Annotated in this window: 16 protein-coding genes; 3 read left to right on the forward strand and 13 right to left on the reverse strand. The window is 35.9% G+C overall.

Features of this window, described 5'->3' with window-relative positions; genetic code table 11:
• Positions 1–26: 26 nt before the first annotated feature.
• From E0Y80_RS09080 to E0Y80_RS09130, 11 genes are all read right to left on the reverse strand, one after another.
• A complete protein-coding gene (locus tag E0Y80_RS09080) occupies positions 27–1,637 on the reverse strand; it encodes a RagB/SusD family nutrient uptake outer membrane protein (RefSeq protein ID WP_156307346.1) in 1,611 nt (536 codons plus the stop codon).
• Positions 1,638–1,682: 45 nt separating this feature from the next.
• Positions 1,683–4,631 (reverse strand): SusC/RagA family TonB-linked outer membrane protein, encoded by a 2,949-nt coding sequence (locus E0Y80_RS09085; protein ID WP_156307347.1) that lies wholly within the window; start codon positions 4,629–4,631, stop codon positions 1,683–1,685.
• 274 nt (positions 4,632–4,905) lie between these two features.
• On the reverse strand, positions 4,906–5,850 hold the full coding sequence (locus tag E0Y80_RS09090; protein ID WP_197091532.1) for a bifunctional Delta(1)-pyrroline-2-carboxylate/Delta(1)-piperideine-2-carboxylate reductase: 945 nt from the start codon (positions 5,848–5,850) through the stop codon (positions 4,906–4,908).
• Between the two features lie 34 nt (positions 5,851–5,884).
• Positions 5,885–8,119, reverse strand: coding sequence for a S9 family peptidase (locus tag E0Y80_RS09095; protein WP_156307348.1), 2,235 nt, complete (start codon positions 8,117–8,119; stop codon positions 5,885–5,887).
• Positions 8,120–8,122: 3 nt separating this feature from the next.
• Positions 8,123–9,532, reverse strand: a complete 1,410-nt coding sequence (locus E0Y80_RS09100; protein WP_156307349.1) for an APC family permease — start codon at positions 9,530–9,532, stop codon at positions 8,123–8,125.
• Between the two features lie 17 nt (positions 9,533–9,549).
• Positions 9,550–11,316 carry a DUF885 family protein gene (locus tag E0Y80_RS09105; protein WP_197091533.1) on the reverse strand — a complete coding sequence of 589 codons (1,767 nt, stop codon included), beginning with the start codon at positions 11,314–11,316 and terminating at the stop codon, positions 9,550–9,552.
• Positions 11,317–11,340: 24 nt separating this feature from the next.
• Entirely contained in the window at positions 11,341–12,600 is a 1,260-nt protein-coding gene (locus E0Y80_RS09110) for an NAD(P)/FAD-dependent oxidoreductase (RefSeq protein WP_156307351.1), read from the reverse strand.
• 17 nt (positions 12,601–12,617) lie between these two features.
• Positions 12,618–13,616, reverse strand: a complete 999-nt coding sequence (locus E0Y80_RS09115) for a 4-hydroxyproline epimerase (protein ID WP_156307352.1) — start codon at positions 13,614–13,616, stop codon at positions 12,618–12,620.
• 6 nt (positions 13,617–13,622) lie between these two features.
• Positions 13,623–15,119: an aldehyde dehydrogenase (NADP(+)) gene (locus E0Y80_RS09120; protein WP_156307353.1), complete on the reverse strand. Its 1,497-nt coding sequence runs from the start codon at positions 15,117–15,119 to the stop codon at positions 13,623–13,625.
• An 86-nt stretch (positions 15,120–15,205) separates the two neighbouring features.
• Positions 15,206–16,108, reverse strand: a complete 903-nt coding sequence (locus tag E0Y80_RS09125; RefSeq protein ID WP_156307354.1) for a dihydrodipicolinate synthase family protein — start codon at positions 16,106–16,108, stop codon at positions 15,206–15,208.
• A 108-nt stretch (positions 16,109–16,216) separates the two neighbouring features.
• Positions 16,217–17,083, reverse strand: a complete 867-nt coding sequence (locus E0Y80_RS09130) for an AraC family transcriptional regulator (protein WP_156307355.1) — start codon at positions 17,081–17,083, stop codon at positions 16,217–16,219.
• 232 nt (positions 17,084–17,315) lie between these two features.
• Between E0Y80_RS09130 and E0Y80_RS09135 the strand changes: the two genes are divergently transcribed.
• The 3 genes from E0Y80_RS09135 (at position 17,316) to E0Y80_RS09145 (ending at position 22,717) form a co-directional block, all read left to right on the forward strand.
• Positions 17,316–20,045 (forward strand): DUF5695 domain-containing protein, encoded by a 2,730-nt coding sequence (locus E0Y80_RS09135; RefSeq protein ID WP_156307356.1) that lies wholly within the window; start codon positions 17,316–17,318, stop codon positions 20,043–20,045.
• Positions 20,046–20,144: 99 nt separating this feature from the next.
• Entirely contained in the window at positions 20,145–21,539 is a 1,395-nt protein-coding gene (locus E0Y80_RS09140) for an aminopeptidase P family protein (RefSeq protein WP_156307357.1), read from the forward strand.
• A gap of 110 nt (positions 21,540–21,649) precedes the next feature.
• Positions 21,650–22,717: a fatty acid desaturase family protein gene (locus E0Y80_RS09145; RefSeq protein ID WP_156307358.1), complete on the forward strand. Its 1,068-nt coding sequence runs from the start codon at positions 21,650–21,652 to the stop codon at positions 22,715–22,717.
• A 76-nt stretch (positions 22,718–22,793) separates the two neighbouring features.
• Here E0Y80_RS09145 and E0Y80_RS09150 read toward each other — a convergent pair whose 3' ends face one another.
• Positions 22,794–23,222, reverse strand: a complete 429-nt coding sequence (locus E0Y80_RS09150) for a cold-shock protein (RefSeq protein ID WP_231596002.1) — start codon at positions 23,220–23,222, stop codon at positions 22,794–22,796.
• A gap of 152 nt (positions 23,223–23,374) precedes the next feature.
• A complete protein-coding gene (locus tag E0Y80_RS09155) occupies positions 23,375–24,112 on the reverse strand; it encodes a GntR family transcriptional regulator (protein ID WP_156307359.1) in 738 nt (245 codons plus the stop codon).
• Positions 24,113–24,235 lie beyond the last annotated feature (123 nt).

Raw genomic sequence — 24,235 nt, forward strand, 5'->3', positions numbered from 1 at the left:
CACTAATACTAAAACTATTTACTAACTTAATATCCTGGATTCTGTTTTAAATTTGGATTTTTGGTAATCTCCGCATTTGGAATTGGAAATAAAGTTCGTGCTTGTTCATTTGCATGAGGTTTGTGATTAAACCAAGACTTTGTTTGAAATACGCCAAACCTGATAATATCTTGCCTTCTCCTAGCTTCCGCAGCAAATTCCCAACCCAACTCGTCTAAGAATCTTCCATATTTAATGTCTGCTCCACCATTCGAAGTGGTTACTGTATTATTCTTTTCTTGCCATCCATAATTATAAGAACTTCCTTGCATCAATTGTGCAGCAGTTACTCTGGCTTTGGTAGGATTTTCTTTGAAAGCTCTTTCTCGAACTTGCGTTACTAAAGTCGCAGCTTCTTCGGCTTTATTGGTCCTTAATAATGCTTCCGCTTTCATTAACAAAACATCTGCATATCGAAGCATTGGATAATCATTATCAAGATTGTTTGTAGCTCCTTGTTTGATTGCATATTTACCTATGCGATAACCAGCATTTGAAGCTGCAACGGTTCCATCTCCACCAATTCCAGGAACTTGTTTTACATAATTGATGACCTCCTGTCCTGTACTTGAATTTAATTGCGGTCCTTGGATCCAAGAATCATAAAGACGAGTATCATCCTTATCATAGGTATCAATAAATTGAGGCACTGCACAATTTCCGCCCCAAGGACCGGCAGCCATACTATAAACTAAGCGGCTTAGAGGGTCCAAAGTTTTCATATGTATTTGATTTCCTGTTCCATAGACTTCGTCGTAGGGAACAGCAAAAATAATTTCTGGCGAGTTCTGATTGGTTGCAGAAAAGATATTCGGGTAGAGCTCATCCAATCTATATTGATTGCTATTGATAATTTCATTCGTTTCCTGAATGACTTTGTCCCATTGAGCAGTGCCAGTATAAACTTCGGCATTCAGATATACCTTGGCCAATAAAGCTTTTGCTCCCCAGAAATTGATTCTACCATACATTGAGCTCACTTCTTTTGATAACAATGGCATAACCTCAGTCAATTCTTTTACTACAAAATCATAGACCTCTTTTCGTGTCTTTTGCTGAGGTAAGCTATCGTCACGATAATCTGTTACAATAGGAACATTTCCATGATTATCTAATAATAAATAATAAGCTAAAGCTCGTGTAGCTCGCAATTCTGCAATTGCTGCATTTCCAGTTTCCTCTGGTAAAGCTAACAAGCCATCCTCAATTTGCATAACCACCATGTTTACTTTTGTAATCGTAGCAAATGCCTGATTCCAAGTGTTGTATGGTTGCCACTGCTCGGAAGTCCAGGTATGTTGATGCATCCTGCGGTAAGTTCCTCCATCATCCCAGCCATTTGGTCTAACAGGAGTTATGATATGGTCAGCACTTTCTTCTTGAAGATCGAAGTATCCTTGCCACCCAAACATGAGTGCACGCAAAGAACTATAGGTTGGAGCTACAATAAATGGAAGATCCCTTTCTGTCGGATTTACCGTACTTCCTAGAACCTCTGAATAAACTTCTTCATTCAAATCTGTACATGAATTGAAAGTGAGCGTGGATCCGAACAAACCACTTAGAAGTAGAATATGTTTAAATTTTAAGTTTTTCATTTTCTCATCGTTTAATTTGATTATTAAATAGTTATCTCGACAGGATTAGAATTTTACATTCAAGCCAATTGTGTAAGTCCTTGTGGTCGGATAACGATCACGATGTTCAATTCCTGGTGCAAATTGAAAATCTCCTTCAAAGCTTGTAGCTTCAGGATCTAAACCAGAATATTTAGTAAAAGTGACTAGGTTTAATCCAGATACATAAATTCTTAGATTGTTAATGCCTTTAATAGCCTGTGGCTTAAACGTATATCCTAAGGTAAGATTGTCTAATTTGAAATAATCTGCATTTTCAATATAATGAGATACATAAACCAAATCATTATTTAAAACCTTTCCGTCAATAGGATCATAAGCTGATTTTAAAGCATTGTAAGCTTTATTAACTGGATTCTCATAATACATTCTAGGCATGTTCAACATTTGGTGACCAAACGCACCTCTCCAATTCAAAGTCAAATCAACATTCTTAAATTGAAAGTTATTGTTCCATCCTAGGTTAAAGTCAGGAATTCCATTTCCATAATATTGTCTGTCCTCAACGCTGGCATCCGCAATAGGAATAACTTCCCCATTCTTAGATTCTACTAACCATTTTCCATTATCATCCAATCCAACAGTTTTCCATACATAGAAATCTCCAATACTTCTCCCAACTTCTACACGGTGGGTAAATGTTTGAATTGGCTCTCCAGTATATCCAGAATCAAAATATTCTTGAGTTACGCCAAATCGATCATTTGACAGATTAATTAACTTATTTTTATTACTAGAAAATACAACTCCTGTTTTCCATTTTAGGCCTTCTTCTTTTGTTAGAACATCTACATTTACTAATGCCTCAAATCCTGAGTTACTCATTTCACCTGCATTGATAAACATGGTAGAAGTCAAATATGGAGGAACTGGAACTTCGAACCAGTATAACAAATCCTTAACCCTTCTATTGTAATAATCCAATGATCCATATACTCTATTGTTTGCAAAACTATAATCCACTCCAACGTTGAATTCATTTTTTCTTTCCCATCTCAGGTCTGGATTAAAGTTTCGAGCCGGAACAAACCCAGGCACCCAATTTCCATTGATATAAGCGCCTTGAGTTAAGGTATAATTATAACTGATCTGAGAATTGTAGGGTGATCCAGCAATAGTCCCTGTAACCCCATACCCTGCTCTCCATTTTAATTGGTTGACTACTGTTTGTTCTGCAAAGAAATCCTCCTTCGCCATATCCCAACCGATAGAAACAGCTGGGAAATTACCCCATTTGTTATTTTCACCAAAAGTACTCGACCCTTCTCGGCGTAAACTAACCATCGCCATATACTTCTCTTTATAGTTATAAGTTAATCTTCCAAAAAATCCAACAAGGGTCGACTCTTGTTTGTAACTTTCCATTGTAGCCAAACCCTCTTTTAAGGCTAAACCAGATTCCAAAAAGTTATAACTGTATTGATCGGTAGGAAAATTGAAGTTATATGCATAAAAATTCTCAAAAGTGTTTCTTTGCCAACTGTAACCTCCCAACACATTGAATCGATGATCATTAAAAGATTTGTTATAGTTAGCAGTTAACTCCATCAAATTCTCAACTCCAGCTTGAGTAAATCTTCCTGCAGTACCATTTAAATTATTTTTAGTTGTATTAATATGATCAAATGTGGTACTTGTGCCAGTTAAATCATTGTCCTGCACTCTTGAAAACAAAGCTTTAAAACTCAAAGCATCAATTGGCCGGTAATCCAATGAACCATTCAATCTGGTTTCTCGGAAAATACGGTCATTTGTTGTTTCATTAATCATTCCAAGTGGATTATCATACATATAAGCATTATTCTCCTGCCATTTACCTTCGTCATTATAAATTCTATCTGTAGGATTTCTAATCATAGCTTGTCGCCACATATATTCAGAACTTCCCCCTTGAAGTGCTTTGATACTATTACTGATAAGTTGAATTCGACTTCTTAGTTTACCATCAAACATTTCATGGTTTAAATCAGCGCGAATATTTAATCGCTCTTGTCCACTCTTCAAAAGAACCCCATCCCAATCTCTATAATTTACCGTACCTGTGAAATTCGTACGTGCATTTCCACCAAAAAGAGAAAGGTTATGATTATGTGAAAAAGGATTTTGAGTAACTTCCTCTATCCAATTTGTGTTATGCCCTAAGTCTTCATAAGCTTTACCTTCGGAGATCAAACGACGATAATCATCAGCATTAAGAAGGTCTGGAACTCTGAATAAGGTCTGTAAAGAAGCATAGTTATTATATTCAATTGTAGTTTTACCATCGGTAGATCTATTTTGGCGCGTAGTGATAAAGATTACACCCCCAGTTGCTCGGGTACCATAGATCGCTGCAGCTGATCCATCTTTCATCACGTCGACAGACTCAATATCCTCCGGAGCTACAGAATTAAAATCCCCAGGCACGCCATCAATAATAACTAATGGATTTACTGAGCCTTGAATGGAATTCAATCCCCTTAGATTAATTTGGGTAGATCCATTAGGATCTCCACTCGGTGTTGTGATGCGTAATCCGGCCACTTTGCCTTGAATTAATTGACCAGCATCTTTAACAGCACCTTGATTAAAACTTTCGGATTTAACACTTGCTACAGATCCGGTCGTCTCCCCTTTTTTCTGCGTTCCATAACCTACAACAATAACTTGCTCCAGATCTTCCGAAGACTCATCCAGTGTAATGGTTAATTTTGTCTGGCTAGCTAGTGATACATGCTTGGCATTATATCCTAAAAAACTTGTGCTTAGTGAGGTGCCTGGTATATATTCTAAACTGAAATTACCATTGGCATCTGTAATAAATTTTTGATTGGTATTGCTTAAGGAAATTGTCACTCCCGACAACTTCTCCCCTGTTGAATTTACAACCTGACCATCTAATTTAATTTTATCCTGAGCAAATAAAATTTGAATCGTGGCAAGCAGCATAAAAATAAGTAATATTGGTTTCTTCATAATGGTTAAATGTATTTTAGACAATTATTCCTAAGATAGAGACGATTTCTTATCGAGGTAACACAGATTTTACCTAGTACTAATCATTTTTTAACCCTTATTTATGAAAGAATTAATCACATTTTAAAGAAATTTTAATTAAAAATCACCGTTGAATAGCATTGATTCACAGTTATATATAAAAAAGGGAGTGAAAATCACTCCCTTTTTACATTTTTTAGATCCGTACTATCAGTTCTTAATTTCTTAATATATTCAAATATGAATGGCTGGATTATTTTGCAATCGATTCATAAACCAATAAGGCAGCTGCAAGATCTTCAATAGCTAAACCTGCTGATTTAAATACTGTTATTTCCTTTTGATTCTGTCTTCCGGAATGCATTTCGGTACATAACTCTACCAGGTTCGCTTTTATGGTATTTGGGTCTAATATCCCAGTTTTGATAGGAATAGCCAGCTCTCCTGTTTCATGCAAAGCACCTTCTCTTGAGTCTACAAATATTGAACTTTTCTTGATGGCATCATCATCTGCTTCTCTTGTATAAGGGGTGTGAGAACCGATTAAATCCAAATGTGTACCTTCTTTTATCCATTCTCCTTTTATAATTGGGTCTTTAGAAAGTGTTGCGCTTGAAATAACGTCAGCAGATTCAATTCCTTGCTGTAAATCTGTGGCAAGAGTTACATTATTGTAGCCAGTATTTCTTAGTCCTTCAATCAATTCGCCAGCTTTTTCTTTGTTTCTGGCCCAGATATAAATTTTTTTATAATTCCTTACCACTGAATGTGCTTGAACTAAATGCTTAGCTACCCCTCCACTTCCAATGACCAGCAATGTTTCGGCATCTTTCCTTGCTAAATAACTCGCCGCTAATGCAGAAGTGCATGCTGTCCGAACAGATGTTAATTTGGAGGCATCCATTATTGCTAACGGAACACCAGTTTGAGAATCAAAAAGCGTATATAATGCATGAATTGCTGGAAGATTCTGATTTGAATTTGTCGGTGCAACAATCACTTGTTTACAACCTAAATATTTATCGGTCCAAGCCGGCATTAAAATCAATGCATTATCAGAACCATCAGCTCGATTATAAAAATGATGATGTCTTACAGGCATATTAAATTTCGAAATGAAAATCTGACGTAATGCCTCTAACATCTTATCATATTTCAATACAGAATCAATTGTCTTGTTATCAATATTTATCATCATTCTTAGCTTTAATATTTTTAAAAATTACTAATTATTAATAGAGATTCCAGGCAGGAGGATTTACGTCTAGCAGGTTTTTCACAAAGAAATCCCGTCTTTTCTTTTCACCATAATCACCTCCAGAGGAGTGCCCCATTCCTGGAACAACAATCAATTCATGATCTTTACCATTTTTAATGAGTTGATTAACCAATTGATATGTTGAAGCAGGATCAACGTTATCGTCCAGCTCACCGACGATAAGCATCAATTTCCCTTCAAGTCGGTTTGCATTTTCAATATTTGAACATTCTGCATAATGAGGTCCGATTGGCCAACCCATCCATTGTTCATTCCACCATATTTTGTCCATTCTATTGTCGTGACATCCACAAGATGATACGGCAACTTTATAGAATTCTGGATGAAATAGTACAGCACCTGTGGAAGATTGACCTCCAGCTGAAGTTCCGTAAATTCCAACTTTTTCTAAATTCATTGATGGATACTTTGCCGCTGCTGATTTCATCCAAGCTATGCGATCAGGAAACCCGGCATCCTTTAAATTCTTCCATGCTACATCATGAAATGCTTTAGACCGATTGGAAGTCCCCATCCCATCAATTTGAACAACAATAAACCCTAATTCCGCCAATTCATACATTCCGGATAGACTTGTAGAGAATGACTTCGGTACGAAGGAACTATGAGGGCCCGCATAGATGTATTCAATCACGGGATACTTTTTATTTGGATCAAAATTATTTGGTCTAATTATAATACCCCAAATATCTGTTTTACCATCCCTCCCCTTTGAATTGAAAACCTCAGGTGCTTTCCAACCAGAAGAAGTTAATTCTGTCAAATCTCCTTGTTCAAGCTCCATCAATACTTTTCCATTATGTGAATCTCTGAGTACTGCCTTAGGTGCTTCATCAACCATGGAGTAAACATCGATGAATTTTGTGAAATCCTTATTGAAATATCCTTGATGATTTGCAGTTTCAGAGGTTAATTCCATTAATTTATTCCCATCAAACCCAATTGAATAATAACGAACTAAGTAAGGATCTTCATTTTTATTCTTTCCGCTTCCCTCAAAAATTATTTTTCGATTTGCTTCATCTACATATATAACTTTCCTAACAACCCATTCTCCTTTAGTAATTTGATTTTTCAGCTTTCCTGTTTGGTAATCAAATAAATATAGGTGATTCCAGCCATCACGTTCTGAGCTCCAGATAACTTCATTCGTTTTAAGAATATCTTTTCTAAACTTCTTCCCGCTGTAGTCAATAAAAGTTTTGCTAGTCTCAGAAATTATTGGTCTTGTAACCCCAGTATTTGCATTTAATTCCAATAATTCATAACGTTGATGACCTCGTTGATTATATTCAAATGTTATAGCATTGTTGTCGGGCCTCCAGTTGAAATAAGATAATGAAAACTGATTTTCAACCTGCTTAGGATCTACTTCCACTACTTTACCAGTCTCTATATTTACAATTACTGGATAGTATTGAGATAAAGCATCTCCAGGTTTTGCATAATCACGGTACTGTAATTTGGGCTGTAATTGGTCTGTTGGTGAGGATTCCAATAGGGTCAATTGTCGAACTTCAGCTTTTCGAACTTTTGAGCTACTTAATTTTTTAGAATCATCGGCCCAATCAATTCGGGCTGAATAATAAAAACCAGGACTTCCATCAAAAGTTAATTGTTTTTCGCTGTTTAAGTCATTCTTTTTTCTGACATAAATATTGTTATTCTTTATATATGCCAGATAAACTTTGTCAGGTGATTCAATAGGTTCGCCTTTACTATCATCCCATTTCGCACCCCAATATCCTCCAGAACGGTTTGAATCTCCTAAATCTTTTTGAATTGAAAGCTTATTCTCCAAGATATTCCATCGCCAAATCTTCTTTTTTTCAGTAAATTCTATCTCATTGTTATTAATAGGTTTCAAACCAATCAAAAAACTAGAATTAATCGGAACAGTCTCTGAAAGCTGAGTACTCATCTGTTTCGATACCTCATCCAAATCAATCTGCTTCTTATTGACAGACTTACTGTCAACCAAATACAGAAAACTCTTATTATCTTTTTGTTTTACACGATAAATAAAGTTTTCTCCATCATCAGACCAAACGATTTGTTGGGGAATATTATATACTTTTCCAAAGTTATTTCGCACTTCTTTCGCACGTTTATAATCATCCAATGTCCCCTGCGCTGTAGCAGAAAATTGAAAAATTATTAGCAATAAGGTCGTTATTCTCAATTTCATTTTTTAAGAATTTTTAGGTTTTACAAAATAGTAAAGAGGTATTCCCAATAAGGTAATAATAATTCCTGGCCAAGTAAATTGGGGTTTATAAATTACTAACAACAAAATAAACGAAAGTCCCAAAACAATGTAAATTGCTGGAATAAAAGGAAACCCGAAGGCTCTGTAAGGTCTAGGTTCATTCGGTCTTTTTTTGCGGAGTATAAAAATTCCAATGATGCATAAGACATAAAAAATGACAACAACACAGGTTATCATATCCAATAAATCACCGTATTTCCCAGTTAAACACCAGACGCAGGCAATAAATCCTTGTAACCATAAGGCATATCCTGGAACGGCATGTTTGTTCAACACTTTTGTTTTCTTAAAGAATAATCCGTCTTTAGCCATTGAGTAATAAATCCTTGCACCTGCCATAATCAATCCATTATTACAACCGAATGTACTCACCATAATCATAATGGCAAGTATTGTAATTCCAAAAGGTCCGAAGATTTCCTGTGCAGCAACCATAGCTACACGATCTTTTGGTGCACTCGCCATTTCTTGCATACTTAATACTCCGGTGTACATAAGATTGGTCAATAAATAAATGAAGGTTACAATGATGGTTCCCAAAGCCAAACTAAGTCCAATATTACGTTGTGGATTTTTAATTTCTCCAGCAACGGCAGATGAAGAATGCCAGGAATCACTACTGAATAATGCGCCGACCAATGCCGCTGAGATAGCACCGAGGCCGGCCATCAAAGTATAGTCCGCGGTAGATCCATCCGCATTCAATCGGCTTAAATTCCATGTGCTGTCCGACGACCAGTTAGCATTCCATATCTCTTTATCAAAAGCCGCAAACCCAAACATGACCAATATAATTAAGCTTAAAATTTTAATGATAGTCAGTGTAGTTTGTACAGTTTTCCCATTTTGAACTCCAAGGGTATTGATGAAAGTCAGCAATAAAATAACTCCTATGGCAACAATTTGTGCAGAGGAGATATGATAATTTCCAATTGTCAATAAATATACATCTTCATCCAAGTATGGAAATAGGTAAGCAGTAAACTTTGCAAAGGCCACACCCACAGCCGCAATGGTTGCTGTCTGAATGACTGCGAAAAAAGTCCATCCAAAAGTAAAGCTGACTAATGGTCCGTATGCTTCCTTTAAATAAACATACTGTCCACCGGCACGAGGAAACATGGAACTGAGCTCCCCATAGCTTAATGCAGCTGCTAATGTCATAAACCCTGAAATTGCCCAGACAACCATCATCCATCCCGCAGAACCAGTATTTCTAGCTATATCCGATGAGACAATAAAGATTCCTGAACCGATCATACTCCCAGCAACTAACATCGTCGCATCCAGTAAGCCTAATGATTTTTTAAATTCTTGGTTATTGTTATTCATAATTTAGGCATGGAAGGTTAAAATTTATAGAATTTCCATTTTGCCTGATGGTTAGGGTCAAGATTTTGATTGGTCAGAATTGCTCTTAACATTTCCATAGGCATATAATTTTCTTTAATAACTCGGTCATGGAATTCCTTGTAGGACATTTTTCCTTCTCCAACCAGTTCATCACTAATACTTAGAAGTTGTAGACCTCCAATCATATAAGCTAATTGATATAATGGGTCATAAGACCCTTCAAACGAACGCTTTACCTCCCCGTGTGCATTCGCTGGTTCATGTCCAACCTGATCTACTAGATAATCGATACATTGCTGTGGAGTCCATTCACCAGTATGAAATTTAATACTGAAGGTAATGCGGGCACATCGATGCATACGCCAAAACAACATCCCAATTCTTTCCTCAGGCGTTTTTGGGAAACCCATTCTGTAAAGCAATAACTCCCAATACAAAGTCCATCCTTCTGTCCAAAATGGTGTATTGAAATGATCCTCACGGTAAGGTTTATATCTCCTATTCATAAAGTATTGAAGATGATGGCCGGGAATCAATTCGTGTTGTACAGTTCCTAATGAAAAATATGGATTATTACCTCGCATACTCATCATTTTTTGGTCGTAAGTCATGGTATTCGTCGGATATGAAATACTAATCTCTCTACCCCCAGTAAAAAATGGATTGACCAACTGGCGCTCAGGTGTCATCATAATCATCCCCCAGGTTTCGTCTGCCAAAGGTGGAATATCGATCAATTGATTATCTTTAATGAAATTCTGAGCTTTATCATAAAGTTCATTAATCAGTTCCGGTTGTTTTCCTTCTGGAACATAAGAATTCTTGACCTTCTCCTGAGCCTTTTTCCAGTCATCTCCAAACCCCATTTCTTTAGATGCCTTTAATAATTCTGCTACGCACCATTGCCACTCTTTGTCTGCAATTTTTAAAAGCTCATCAGAGTTGTAGGCTATCATTTCATCCTTCAGCATTTTATTCAATACAGCCTTGCCAACTGGTTTTCCTGATATTTGGCTTCCATCCTCAAATGGTTTAAGGTTTGTTTTTGAAGAAAGTGCTGCTTTGTATTCACTTAGTTTTGATTGAAGTGCTTCGTGAGATTTTGGTGCCCACCATGTGAATTCCGGTTCATATCCGTTGTAAAAATCAAATGAACTCTCCAACCGTTTCTTTAACGATTCAATAAGTTCTATTAAATAATCAACATCTGCTGATTCAATTGATTTTATGTTTTCTAATTTCTTAATCTCGGTTTCTACTTGTTCTGTAGCATTTTCCATAGAAGTCGCTATCTCTTTAGCATTGATAGATGCACCCCTTCTACGTTTTTTTTCAAAAGATAAAATGGTTTCTGCAAATGGTACGTAGGGTTTTACTCGATTATGGATCACTAATGTTTCCTTAAGCTGTTCTTCATGCTTCCTAATTTTTTGGTTTAGAAGTATATAATCTACCTGACCATTGGTATTTAGTTTTTTATAATCAAAGGCTTTAAGTTTATTGATATATTCTTGATCCAAAAGAAGCAATCGGTCTATTTGTTCCGGCGAAGCAGATGCTCGCTGGAATCCCCAACCTTTTGGCATAGGGCCATAAAAATAATTGATGGCTTGCAAATCATGACCATATTGAATAATAAACGGTTCAATAGGTGTTGTATGCGTGTACAAATCCATTTCTTGTGCGATTATAGTTGAACTTGACATCGATAGAATGCCAATCCCAATAACTGTTTTAACTGTTTGGTTTATTTTGTTTTTCATAATCATTATTTAGGTTCAATGGTTTTATTGAAAACGATCTGGACTAAATCCAGAAATATCCGAAACAGGACTTTGGCCTGATAGTATATGGGCAATTGATTTCCCAAATGCTGGGCCTAAACTCAACCCCATCATACCTCCTCCACCTGCAATACTCACATTGCTATATTTCTTGGTCCGCCCTAAATATGGTAGTCCATCTGGAGAACAAGGTCTGTATCCGAACCAAACATCGTTTGGATACTCAACTTTTAAATCTGGATAATATTTTGGAATAGATTCCACAATTCCTTTAACTCTATTGCTATAAATTTTATCATTTGCTGGCCCTAATTCCATAGTTCCACTAAACCTTATCTGATTATTCATCGGGGTAACAGCAACGCGTGCCTCCAAAAGCAAGGCTGCATGAATCATGGAGGTACCTGAATCTGGGGAATACATAAATGAATATCCTTTTCCTGGCATTAATGGTAATTTCAAATTTAGCTTTGAACCTAATTTACCGAGACTTGCTCCGCCTGTGACTACAATCTCATCGGCTTTGAATTCTCCTTTATTGGTTTGAATAGAAGCAATTCGGTGACCAGATTGCTGAAATCCCTGAACTTCTGTATGGAAATGAAATGCTACTCCTTTGGACACCAAATATGCTGACAGTAACTGCATAAGTTTTGGTGGGTACATGATTCCATCACATTGATATAGAACACCTCCTAACGTATCAATCCTTAGATTTGGTTCCAAAGCCTGTACAGCATTACGATCTAAAACCTGTGTATCTAAACCTAATGAACTCGCTTTTTCGGCTAGTTCAATTTCTTCATGTTCTACTTCCTTAGATTTATAAAGCATTAAAATTCCGTTTTGTCTTAATTCAAAGTCAAAACCTTCCTTAGATGCTAATTGATCGTATAGTTTACTGCTCTCAAGGTTTAAATCACGAATAGCTTCAGCATTTCTTTCAACATGCTTTTCGTTGGCATGTTTTAAAAACTTCATCCCCCAATCGATTAGAGAAAGATTTAACGATGGACGCACATAGAAAGGACTTTTGCTATCCAACATCCATTTTACTCCTTGAGCTACAATTCCGGGAGCCGCCAAAGGAGTAAAATGACTGGGAACAATCATTCCTGCATTCCCAAAAGAACAATTATTCGCTCCGTCATCTTTTTCCAAAATTGAAACTTGCCAACCTTCATTTACTAAATAATATGCAGCAGATAAACCAGCTATCCCTGCGCCAATTATTATGACATTTCCTTTGTTATTATTTAACACCTTTTATAATTCTATGTTTACATCACTTGAAATCCTTCTTTATAGGGGTCTTCATCGTCAATAATTATTTGACTATAACCTGTTATTCTTGCCCAACCTTCAATAGATGGTACAATAGCAGATCTTTCACCCAGCGTCGTTTCAGCTTCAATTCGACCTATGAATTGTGAACCGATATAACTTTCATGGATAAATTCATCACCAGCCTTAAGTTTACCTTTGGCATACCATTGGGCCATTCTCGCGGAGGTCCCAGTCCCACAGGGAGATCGGTCTAATGCATTTTCCCCAACTAAAACAGCATTTCTTCCAGTTGAATTTTCTTTTGTAGGTTTTCCAGTCCATTGAATATGGCTTAAGCCATGGATATTTTCATTTTCAGGATGGATAAATTCATACTTCTCATTTAATAGTGATCGGATCAATTTTCCATAATGAATTAATTTGCTAGCTGAAAAATCACTGATATCCCTAAAGTTCTTTTGAGGGTCGATAATGGCATAGAAATTCCCACCATAAGCCACATCTGCAACAATTTCCCCCAAATCTGGACAATTAACTGTCAACTCGTCTTTGTATAAAAACGACTTTACATTGGTTAATTTCACTGTTTTTACCTTTGGCCCTTCTTGAACATAATCAATCAGGATTAATCCTGCAGGCGTTTCTAAACGTAGCTTCCCCGGTACTTTTGGAATTACTAAACCCTCTTCAATTGCTATAGTTACTGTGCCGATTGTACCGTGACCACACATTGGTAAACAACCACTGGTTTCAATGTAAAGCACCCCTGTATCATTGTTAGGATCGGTGGCCGGATAAAGGATACTTCCGCTCATCATATCGTGTCCACGTGGTTCAAACATCAGTCCTTTACGGATCCAATCATATTCCTCCATAAAATGAAGCCTACGTTCCATCATGGTATTTCCATGCAAAACAGGTCCTCCTCCTGCAACTAACCTTACTGGACAGCCACAGGTGTGTGAATCGATGCAAAAAAATGTTTTCTTCATCTTTTATTAGGATTGAGAGTTTATAGGATTTTGTGTAGATGAGCCATTAACGATACGTTGAATGCCAAGTGTATTTTCATTTTTCAATTCTTCAGGAAGAAATTCGTTTGGCCAATTTTGAAATGATAAAGGTCTTACAAATCTCTTAACAGAATCAGGACCTACCGAAGTGAATCTAGGATCCGTGCTTGAAGGAAATGGACCTCCATGCTGCATCGCATAAACGACTTCAACCCCCGTTGGCATTCCGTTGAATAATAATCTTCCAGCTTTATCCTTAATAATATTAAAAATGTTTAGATGCTCTTTAACATCTGCTGAAGTTCCTGCAAATGTTATGGTTAGTTGACCATTTAGTTCTTTTGCTATTTTCTCAACTTCTTCATAAGTATCTGCCTCGATTAATAATCCGAATGGACCAAAAACTTCTTCACTTAATATTTCATTCTCCAAAAAATTCTTCGCATTGGTATGTACCACTGTAGGTCTGCCTTGTCCATTTTCTGCAAGGGTATTTGATTCTGAAAGTACTTCAACAGAAGGTTGGTTGCTTAAAAGAGATTTATTTTTCTCGAAATGATCATAGATACCTTGATTAAGCATTTTCGCAGGAGAAATTCCTATCACAGCTTCCTGCAAAGCCTTTTTAAATTTATTCAAGCCATCACCTTTGACTGCAATAAATAAACCTGGATTTGTACAAAATTGTCCTACTCCCAAGGTTAATGATGCAGCATAATCTTTAGCAAGTTGTTCGGGGTTTTCTTCAAGGATATGAGAAAATGCAAATACAGGGTTAATACTGCCCATCTCTGCAAATACCGGAATGGGTTCTTTACGTTGGTTTGCAATATCAAAGAGTGACTTTCCACCCCAATATGAACCTGTAAACCCAACTGCTTTGATTAACTCATGTCCTACTAAATAGGCGCCTATTTTAGTATTTGTTCCTTCAACTTCATTTCCTAACACATGACCAAAAACCCCTTCTGGCCATCCAAATTCTTGGACTGTCTCCAAGATCACTGCAGCCATTATACTAGATGTTTTTTGATGACCAGAATGTCCTTTAACGATAACAGGACATCCAGCAGCAATCGCACTTGCAGTATCACCGCCTGCCGTTGAAAAAGCAAAAGGAAAGTTGCTAGCCCCAAATACAACAACAGGACCAATTCCTATGCTATATTTGCGAATATCATTCTTTCCTTTTTCTGGATTTGCAAGATCAATTCTTGCTTCCGTATAAAGTCCAGTGGTGATCGCATCGGCATAACTTCGCCATTGCCCTATCGTTCTCCCCTTTTCTCCCTCCAATCTTGGAAAAGGCAGGGCAGATTCTTGATTTGCCGTTTCAATTAATTCAGGCCCTAATTTTTCAATTTTATCTGCAACCGCATACATAAAGGCTGCCCGGTCTTTGACTGTGCTGTTTTTTAAAAATTGATAAGCCTCAGCTGCCAATTCAACACATCTGTCTAAGTATTCTTTCTTTTGGTTCATAATCAATAGGGGTTATCATAAAATTGAACTGTAGGTAAGGTTCTTTAACCATACCTACAGTTTCTCCTATTGCAAGTCGAACAGAATTAATTTAATACTGGACGATTTGCAATTCCATCTGCAATTATCTTTTCAACGCGTTCTGCCTCTGAACCAATTAGTGGTAATCGAGGTGCGCGTACATGTGGGGTACAAATACCTTCAGCTGTAGCAGCTAATTTGATATACTGTATAAGTTTTGGGTGAATATCTAATTCAAGTAATGGCATAAACCATCTGTAAATTTCAACTGCTTTATCAATTTCTCCATTTAAAGCTAGGTTATACATCGCCATTGTTTCATTCGGAAATGCATCTACCAAACCCGCAACCAGTCCGTCTGCTCCTAAAAAAATAGTCTCCAAAGAAATGGTATCAACCCCGCCTAATACTTTAAAACGGTCTCCGAATCTATTTTTCATACGAGTAATGTTTGAAAGATCACGCGTAGACTCTTTTACAGCAACAATAGTTGGGCTAGATTTTAGTTCTTCGAACATATCCAGCGAAACATAAGTAGCATAATCTACCGGATTGTTATAGATCAATATCGGAAGGTCTGTAGCATCTGCAACGGCTTTAAAATAAGTAACTACTTCGCGATCGTCTGCTTTGTAGCGCATCGGTGGTAATAACATTAATCCATCTGCTCCTAGTTCTTTAGCTTTTATTGCAAAATCAACTGCATTTTTAGTGGTGTTTTCAGCAATATTAAGGATTAAAGGAATACGGCCTGCCACAACTTTCTTAGCATAACTCAACAATTCGAATTTCTCATCGTTTTCTAAGACTGCAGCATCTCCTAAAGTTCCTGCAATAATAATTCCATGTACGCCTGCAGCAATTTGCGCTTCCGTGTTCTTAGCAAACATTTCAAAATCGATCTCCCCATTCTCTTTAAATGGAGTTAATACCGCCGGGTAGATTCCCTTCCAATTTAATTCAGCCATAGTCAGTTTAATTGTTTAAATAATAATTGTACAACCAAAACTACCGACTAAATACATCGATGTCTAACCGCCTTTTAATAATTGTTTACTGTATATTAACCTCTTGCTTTATTGATATAGAAAATTCTTGTAATTAATTGCATATTCTTTTGGAGAAGTACCTATAACGCTCCGAAATACCCTATTGAAGTTCGTAATGCTATTAAATCCGCTGCTATAGGCAACAATCGACACACAATCATATTTATCATTGCCTAATAATCGACAAGCCTCACGTACCCGAACTTCGTTAAGATAGGAAACAAAGGTCTTCCCTGTACTTTTCTTAAAATATCGACAGAAAGCTTGTGGGGTAAGATTTGCTTTCTCCGCAACATCGCATAAACTTATGTTTTCTTTAAAATTGTCTTCAATATACCGACATAGCGTATTTATTTTAAACCCTCCCATAACTTCATGGTCAGCATGTGAGACTCCTGATAAGGGGGTCAAATCTGAAGAAACCATATTTAAGGATTTCAATAGGTAAAAGAAATTGACTAACTGATCCATTCGATCCGATTTCTTTAGTATTTCAATTCGCCGTCTTATTTGTGATAAGTGCTGTTCAGGTACCCGAAAACCTCTGCAATTGTTACTGATAAATTCCAATAATACATGTAGCTCCGGCAAATTCAACATATTCACCAAAGCACCTTCTAAATTGAAAAACACAGAAATGGATTGAACAACACCCCCGCTAGTATCTTCATTCTTAAAAACGTGAGCTTGGTTGGACCCAACTAAAAAAATATCTCCTTTCTGAAAATTATGCAAATTATCATCGACCAATAATTGACCAAATCCTTCGACAATCCAAATAATCTGATATTCAACATGTCTGTGCATATAAGGATAAAACTTATCTAATATGTCTTCCTGCACAAATACAGTCCTATCCTTAGGTACTGGAACATTATATTGTATTGGTTTCATAATTTAAATAGTTTATTAAATGTCAATTTAACACTAAATTTATATATTAAAGGAATATTAAGCAAAATAATTCAACAAATTGGCGAATAAAATGCCATAGAAAGCTAAAATCCGGCTCTACAAAAAGAATATAATCATCCATATTTGTAACAGGACACCGACTTATGGTGAATACTTTTAAAAGAGAGATTAATTAAATTGATTATTAATAGTCATCCATACATCTAGCATTATGAAGTTAAAAAATTTTTGTTATTTACTCCTCACTATCGCTCCAACTTTTTGCGGAACTAATATTTTTGCTCAGCAAAATGAACATCCCGTATGGAAGGCTACAGCTCAGAAACCTGCCACTCTAGGCATTGATATGGGTAATAAATCATTTGACCTCAAAAATTTTAAGCTACAAATTTTGAATTCTTCACAAACATTATCTTCCTTAAAATTTCTGAATGCTGATCCTGAATTTGATTACACTGTAACAGAACTCTTAAATAAAAGAGATAGAAATGGCTTTTTCCATATTGGTGATATAAACATTTCTTTAAAAACTGATCAGACAAATGACTGGAAAGCATACTCCTCGGCAAAGGACCGTAAAAATGTTACCGAAATTACACCAACAGAACACTCTTTTGCTGCAGCTGACATCACCGCAACCTTGGATGGTATCCCATTACAAGTTATTCGTAAATGGGAGAATGTCGAAGGAGATTTAGTTTTAAGTTTTGTAGTTACGAATACAACGAATCAAACCTATGAAATTGGTGGACTAGGAATTCCACTTCCCTTTAACAACAATATGGATTGGAAGAACTTGGATGAAGCACATGCTAAGAATGTATTTTTTGATCCTTACATCGGAAAAGATGCAGGCTATCTTCAAGTAAACAGGTTGCATGGCAATGGTGAAAGTTTATTGGTTCTACCTTATGAAAATGCTGCTTTTGAAGCCTATAACCCCCTAAATTCTGATCCAACTCCACGTAGCATAACGTTTGAAGGATTTCACGAATGGATGGTTCACAGTAAAGCATTAGCAGAAACTGAATGGAAAGGTGTCGAACAATGGAACAGCCCCACTTCATCCATACTCAGACCAGGGCAAAGTAAAACATTCGCTTTAAAGTTCACATTAGCACCTAGCATTAAGGAAATTGAAAATACACTTTTATTAAATAATCGTCCTGTTGCTGTTGGAGCTCCAGGTTATGTTATTCCAATGGATAATCCTGGAAAACTTTTCTTAAAACACAATAAAAAGGTCAAAAATATCGAAGTATACCCGAAAGATGCTTTAACTGTTAATCACCTTAAAAAGACTAAGCACAATTGGAATCAATATGAAATTGTAGGAAATAATTGGGGACGTGCTAGGTTGACCATCACATATCAGGATGGTATCCAACAGACCATTCAATATAAAGTTATTAAACCAGAAAAGGAGGTTGTGAGTGACCTAGGAAAATTCTTAACCGAAAAACAATGGTTTGAAGTTCCGAATGACCCCTTTAAAAGGTCCCCCTCTGTAATCACTTATGATATCGAAGAAAATCGTCCTGTAACACAGGAACAAAGAGCTTGGTACGCAGGATTAAGTGATGAAGCAGGTGCTGCGAGTTGGTTGGCAGCCATGATGAAACAAATCATAATTCCAAATAAAACGGAAATTGAAAAACTAAAAAGATTTGTAAAAGAAACCCTCTATGGAAGAATCCAACATTCCGACGGAGATAAAAAATATGGCGTAGTGAAAAGTCTTTTCTATTATGAACCTGATTCCCTACCTCAGGGTACTTATAGAAATGATATCAATTGGAAAGTATGGTCAGCGTGGCCAAAAAAAGAAGCCGACAATATTGGAAGGTCTTATAATTATCCCCATGTTGCTGCAGCACATTGGGTGATGTATCGCTTGGCTCGAAATTACAATAACCTGGTTTCAGAAGAAACTTGGGATACCTATTTAGACAGGGCATTTCAGACAGCAATTGCCATGGTAGAAAAAGCACCTTATTATGCACAATTCGGTCAAATGGAAGGTAGTATTTTCTTATTAATACTAAATGATTTACGAAATGAAGGATTAACACAATCTGCAAATCGTCTAGAGGCAGAAATGAAAAAACGTGCAGACCATTGGAAGACTCTAAATTATCCTTTTGGTAGTGAAATGCCTTGGGACTCCACAGGACAGGAAGAAGTATACTTATGGTCAAAATATTTTGGTTTTGACGAAAAAGCACAAGTTACCTTAAACGCAATCTTAGCTTATATGCCTACTGTCCCACATTGGGGTTATAATGGTAGTGCCAGGAGATACTGGGATTTCGTTTATGGTGGTAAACTATCTAGAATTGAACGTCAATTACATCATTATGGGTCCGCATTAAATTCTATTCCCGTATTAACTGATTATAGAAATAATCCTGAGGATTTTTATTTATTGCGTGTTGGGCATGCAGGAATGATGGGAGCTTTAGCTAATGTAACTCAGGAAGGATTCGGTCCCGCAGCATTCCATTCCTTTCCTTCGACCCTTGCCAATGATGGAATTACTGGTGATTATGGATCTGGATTCTATGGATATGCAGTAAATTCTGGAACTTATATCATTGATCACCCTGAGTATGGCTGGTTGGCTTTCTCTGGCAACCTTATAAATAATAAAAACTTGATTGAGGTACAATTAACTAATGCATCAAAAGGGAGGGTATTTCTTGCTAAAGAAAATCTATGGATAACTTCTGATGCTGGTGAAATTGACCAACTAAAATACGATGTGAAAAATAAGAAAGTTTGGCTAGCGATTAATTCAAATAATGGTCAAAATCTAAATGCTACGCTGTTACGCATAAATCCAGAAAGTGGATATGAATTATCAGGCTTTAATAAAGATGCTCAAGGTAGGTACGTAATTCCAACAAATACCAAAGAAATTCAATTGAACAAAATAAAGTAAAGAATCATAATATAGTTTGTTAAATACCTTAGTATTGAAACTGCGGTCTTAATTTAAGTTCCGCAGTTTTTTAATTAAATTCGTTAAAAAAAAGAATTCATGTTTTCAACAACTACATACCAAAATAGAAGAAACCAATTGGCAAAAAAAGTTTCAAATGGTGTAATATTACTCTTGGGAAATATCGAAAATCCAATAAATTTTGAACACAATGCATATCCCTTCCGACAGGACAGTACTTTTCTTTATTATTTTGGAATAAAAGCTCCTAACCTAGCTGCCATAATTGATGTAGATGAAGACAAAGTCACAATCTTTGGAGATGAATTAGATATGGATGCTTTGGTATGGACCGGCAGACAGGAAACCTTAAAAGATAAAAGCTTAAAATCAGGAGTTTCTGAGACTCGTCCTTTTAAAGACTTAGAAAATTATATTCTTAAAGCAAAAGAAGGCCACCGCGCTATTCATTTCCTTCCTCCATACCAATCTTTTAATAAAATATTACTAAGCAGGGTTCTAGATAGGCATTTAGATGAATTAACACCTTCCGAAGAATTAATTAAAGCAGTCGTTCAACAAAGGTCAATCAAAGAAGCCCAAGAAATTATTGAAATTGAGAAGGCATTACGGGTGTCCAGCGAAATGCATTTATTGGCCATGAGAATCGCAAAATCTGGCATGAAGGAATATGAAATTGTAAATGCTATTCAAAAATATGCGGCCGATCAGAATTTCACCTTTGCCTATCCCCCTATCGTAACGATTCATGGAGAAATTTTACATAATCAATTTCGGGAAAACACCCTGGAGGAAGGACAATTGATATTGAATGATTCAGGTGCAGAAACTCCAATGGGTTATGCTGGTGATTTAACCAGAACTTTTCCGGTATCCAATAAATTTACGGATAGGCAACGCGACTTATATAATATTGTTTTGCAATCCTATTATGATGCTCGCGACCTTCTAAAACCTGGTATAAAATTCAAGGAAATTCATTTGAAAGCTGCAAAAACATTGGTCGAAGGATTGATTGACGTGGGATTAATGAAAGGTAATGCGGAGGACGCTGTGGCAAATCACGCACATACAATGTTCTTCCAATGTGGACTTGGTCATATGATGGGATTGGATGTTCATGACATGGAGGATTTGGGAGAGCAGTACGTTGGATATACTGAAAATGAACCGAAAGATAAAAAGACTTTCGGATTAAAATCCCTGCGTTTAGGAAAGGAGCTGGAAGCCGGTTATGTACTGACTGTTGAACCTGGAATTTATATCATTCCTGATTTAATTGACATGTGGAAGGCCGACAAAAAACATCAAGAATTTATAAATTACGAGGTATTGGAAAGTTATCGAAATTTTTCTGGTATACGCATTGAAGACAATTTCTTAATTGAGGAAAATGGATATAAACTATTGGGACCGGATTTGATAAGAACTGTAGATGATATTGAAAATTTTAAGCTTGAATCTGAAGGTTAATTAATTGAATAAATTGACGCCTTATAAACAAAGAAATCAACAGAAAAATGTAAGTTTGCTCATGCTTATCTATTGATGGTTAAGTTAGAGCAAATTTTTTATTATTTAGAATGAAGTCTACAATTAAGTTTAATAATATAAACACCTTATTTTCAAAGTCTTTAAAACAAAATATTAATGATTATTTCAATAGTAGCATCCAGAAAAAAACAGGTAATAGAAAGTTGTTTTTAAAAGCTACAATTCTCATCCTTAGCTTCATTATTCTTTATTCCCTATTAGTTTTTGTTCAGCCTCATTGGTTGATTAGCATTTTTTTATGCATTCTATTTGGAGTTAACCTAGCTGCAATCGGGTTTAATATTATGCATGATGCTGGCCATAATTCTTTTTCAGGGAATAAACAGGTAAATAGCATTATGTCTTATTCACTAAATTTATTGGGAGGTAATATTTATTTCTGGAAACAAAAACATAATATTGCGCATCATACCTACACCAATATTGATGGAGAAGATCCTGATATCGAAGTTAGTTTTATGCGAATTCATCACGATCAGGAACTTAAAAAACATCATAAATATCAACCAATTTATTTTATATTTTTGTACGGTCTATCCTATTTAGCATGGATATTTTACCAAGATTATGAAAAATATTTCCGTCAGAAGAAGACTGGATTAAAGGATAAATTTGATTTTGATTTTCCTTTAAGAGAAAAGGTGATTTTTTGGATCAGCAAAGCAATTCATGCAATAATATTTATTCTTATTCCCATTATTTTTGTGGGCTGGATACAGACTTTATTAGGTATATTAATCGTTGGAGCCGTATGTGGGATCTGTCTAGCTATAGTTTTTCAGTTGGCACATGTTGTGGTAGGCACTGAATTTAAGTCAGGCGATCAACCGAAAATTGAAGAGGAATGGATGATCCATCAAATTCAGACTACTTCTAATTTCTCCACTAAAAATAGCGTGTTGACTTGGTTATTAGGTGGTTTGAATTTTCAAGTTGAACATCACCTTTTCCCAAAAATAAGTCATGTACATTATCCCGCACTGAATCGAATTGTTCGAGAAACTTGTGAAAAGCATAACATTAAATACAATGAATTTGGATCTTTTTGGCAAGCCCTGAATTCTCATGTACAGGTTATCAAGCAGATGTCTGTATAAGTAAGTTATTTGATATAAAAAAAGCAGCAATTATTAATAATTGCTGCTTTTTTGCTTTATATCTTTGAAAATAATACTAAACTAATTCAACTTCAGAAATTTGGTTTCCCTGCTTAGTACGAATAGATTTATACTTGACGTTCTGATGTAAAGCGAGAACTTTACCAGCGATAGTATCATTAAAATAAACTGTTTCTCTGGTATCATTATCTCGGATAAAACCATAGTGTCCGACCTCATTATAGTAAGAAACCTTTCCAAATAAAAATTCATCCTCAGGATCTTTAGGTCGTTCTAAATCTTCTGGTTTAAACTTGTATTTTTCAGTTGGCGGAGTATCTGAGATATTACCAAACTCATCCACATAAGCGAACATTTCTTCTAAGGTTTTTCCCTTATTATTATTTGCTTTGTTTTGCTCGCGCTTTTCTTGCTTTTCGTTAAGCTTCTGTTGTTTTCTTTTTGCTAGTTCTTTTTTCTTGAATGTAAGTTGATTTCTGGGCATTAAAATGAATTAAGTTAAATAATGAAAGGAGTATGTCTTAATTGCGCTGGAATGGCTGAGGAATAAGATATAGATGCCTTCTTGAATGAATACAAAGATACAAAAAATAACCGACAAAAACGAATCTGCGTTATCCTCTCTAGCGCTCCAATTTATCCTTCTCCTCTTCTGCTTTCAACTTTATAGGTAAAACTTTCTGCCCGATAATAACCTAAATTGTATTCAATGGGTTTACCTGATTGGTCAAATACAAACCTCTTGCGTGATAAAATAGGTTCCCCAATTGCAATTTCTAATTTTTCCGCAATAAACTTATTTGCAGCCTTTGCATCAATTTCCTCCTGTGATAAATCAGCTATGATTTGACATTGTTGTTCTAAGATATCGTATAAAGGAAGCTTAAAATCTTCTTCTCCTGTTAAACCTACTCTAGGATGAAAATAAGAGATAAAATAAACAAATGGATCTCCTGGCTTTCCTCGAAGCCTTTCCAATTTTAATACTTTTTGCTCCTCAGAAATCTCAAAAAACTTAGCAACAGCAGGTTCTGGTAAAACCCATCGAACATGTAATTCAAAATTCTTTACTTCCAATCCCCTATTTTTCATCTCCTGAGAAAAACTTAACCAATTTTTTGACTTCGAACTGAACTTTTGTTGTGCGACTTTTGTCCCAACTCCCTTTTTTCTAACCAATAGTTCTTCATAAACCAAACGGTTTATGACCAACCGCAAGGTTGACCTTGAAATTGCTAATGTTTTTGCTAATTCAATTTCATTTGGCAAATATTTTCCATCTTGATATTCTGGCCGTTTTATTAAATCTCTTAACAAGCTTTCAACCTGAACATGTAAGGGAATCGAACTGTTGTGATCTATCTTAAGATTCATGTTATTTTTATTGGAACTTAAAGTAAGAGAATTCTTTTTTAAATACCAAATTATGTATGTTTGTGTATACATATGAATACATGCCAAATGTTTTATGTTTAAATGAATTTAACCAATAAAATC

The organism is Sphingobacterium endophyticum (assembly GCF_009733535.1).
GTDB classification, from domain to species: Bacteria; Bacteroidota; Bacteroidia; order Sphingobacteriales; family Sphingobacteriaceae; genus Sphingobacterium; species Sphingobacterium endophyticum.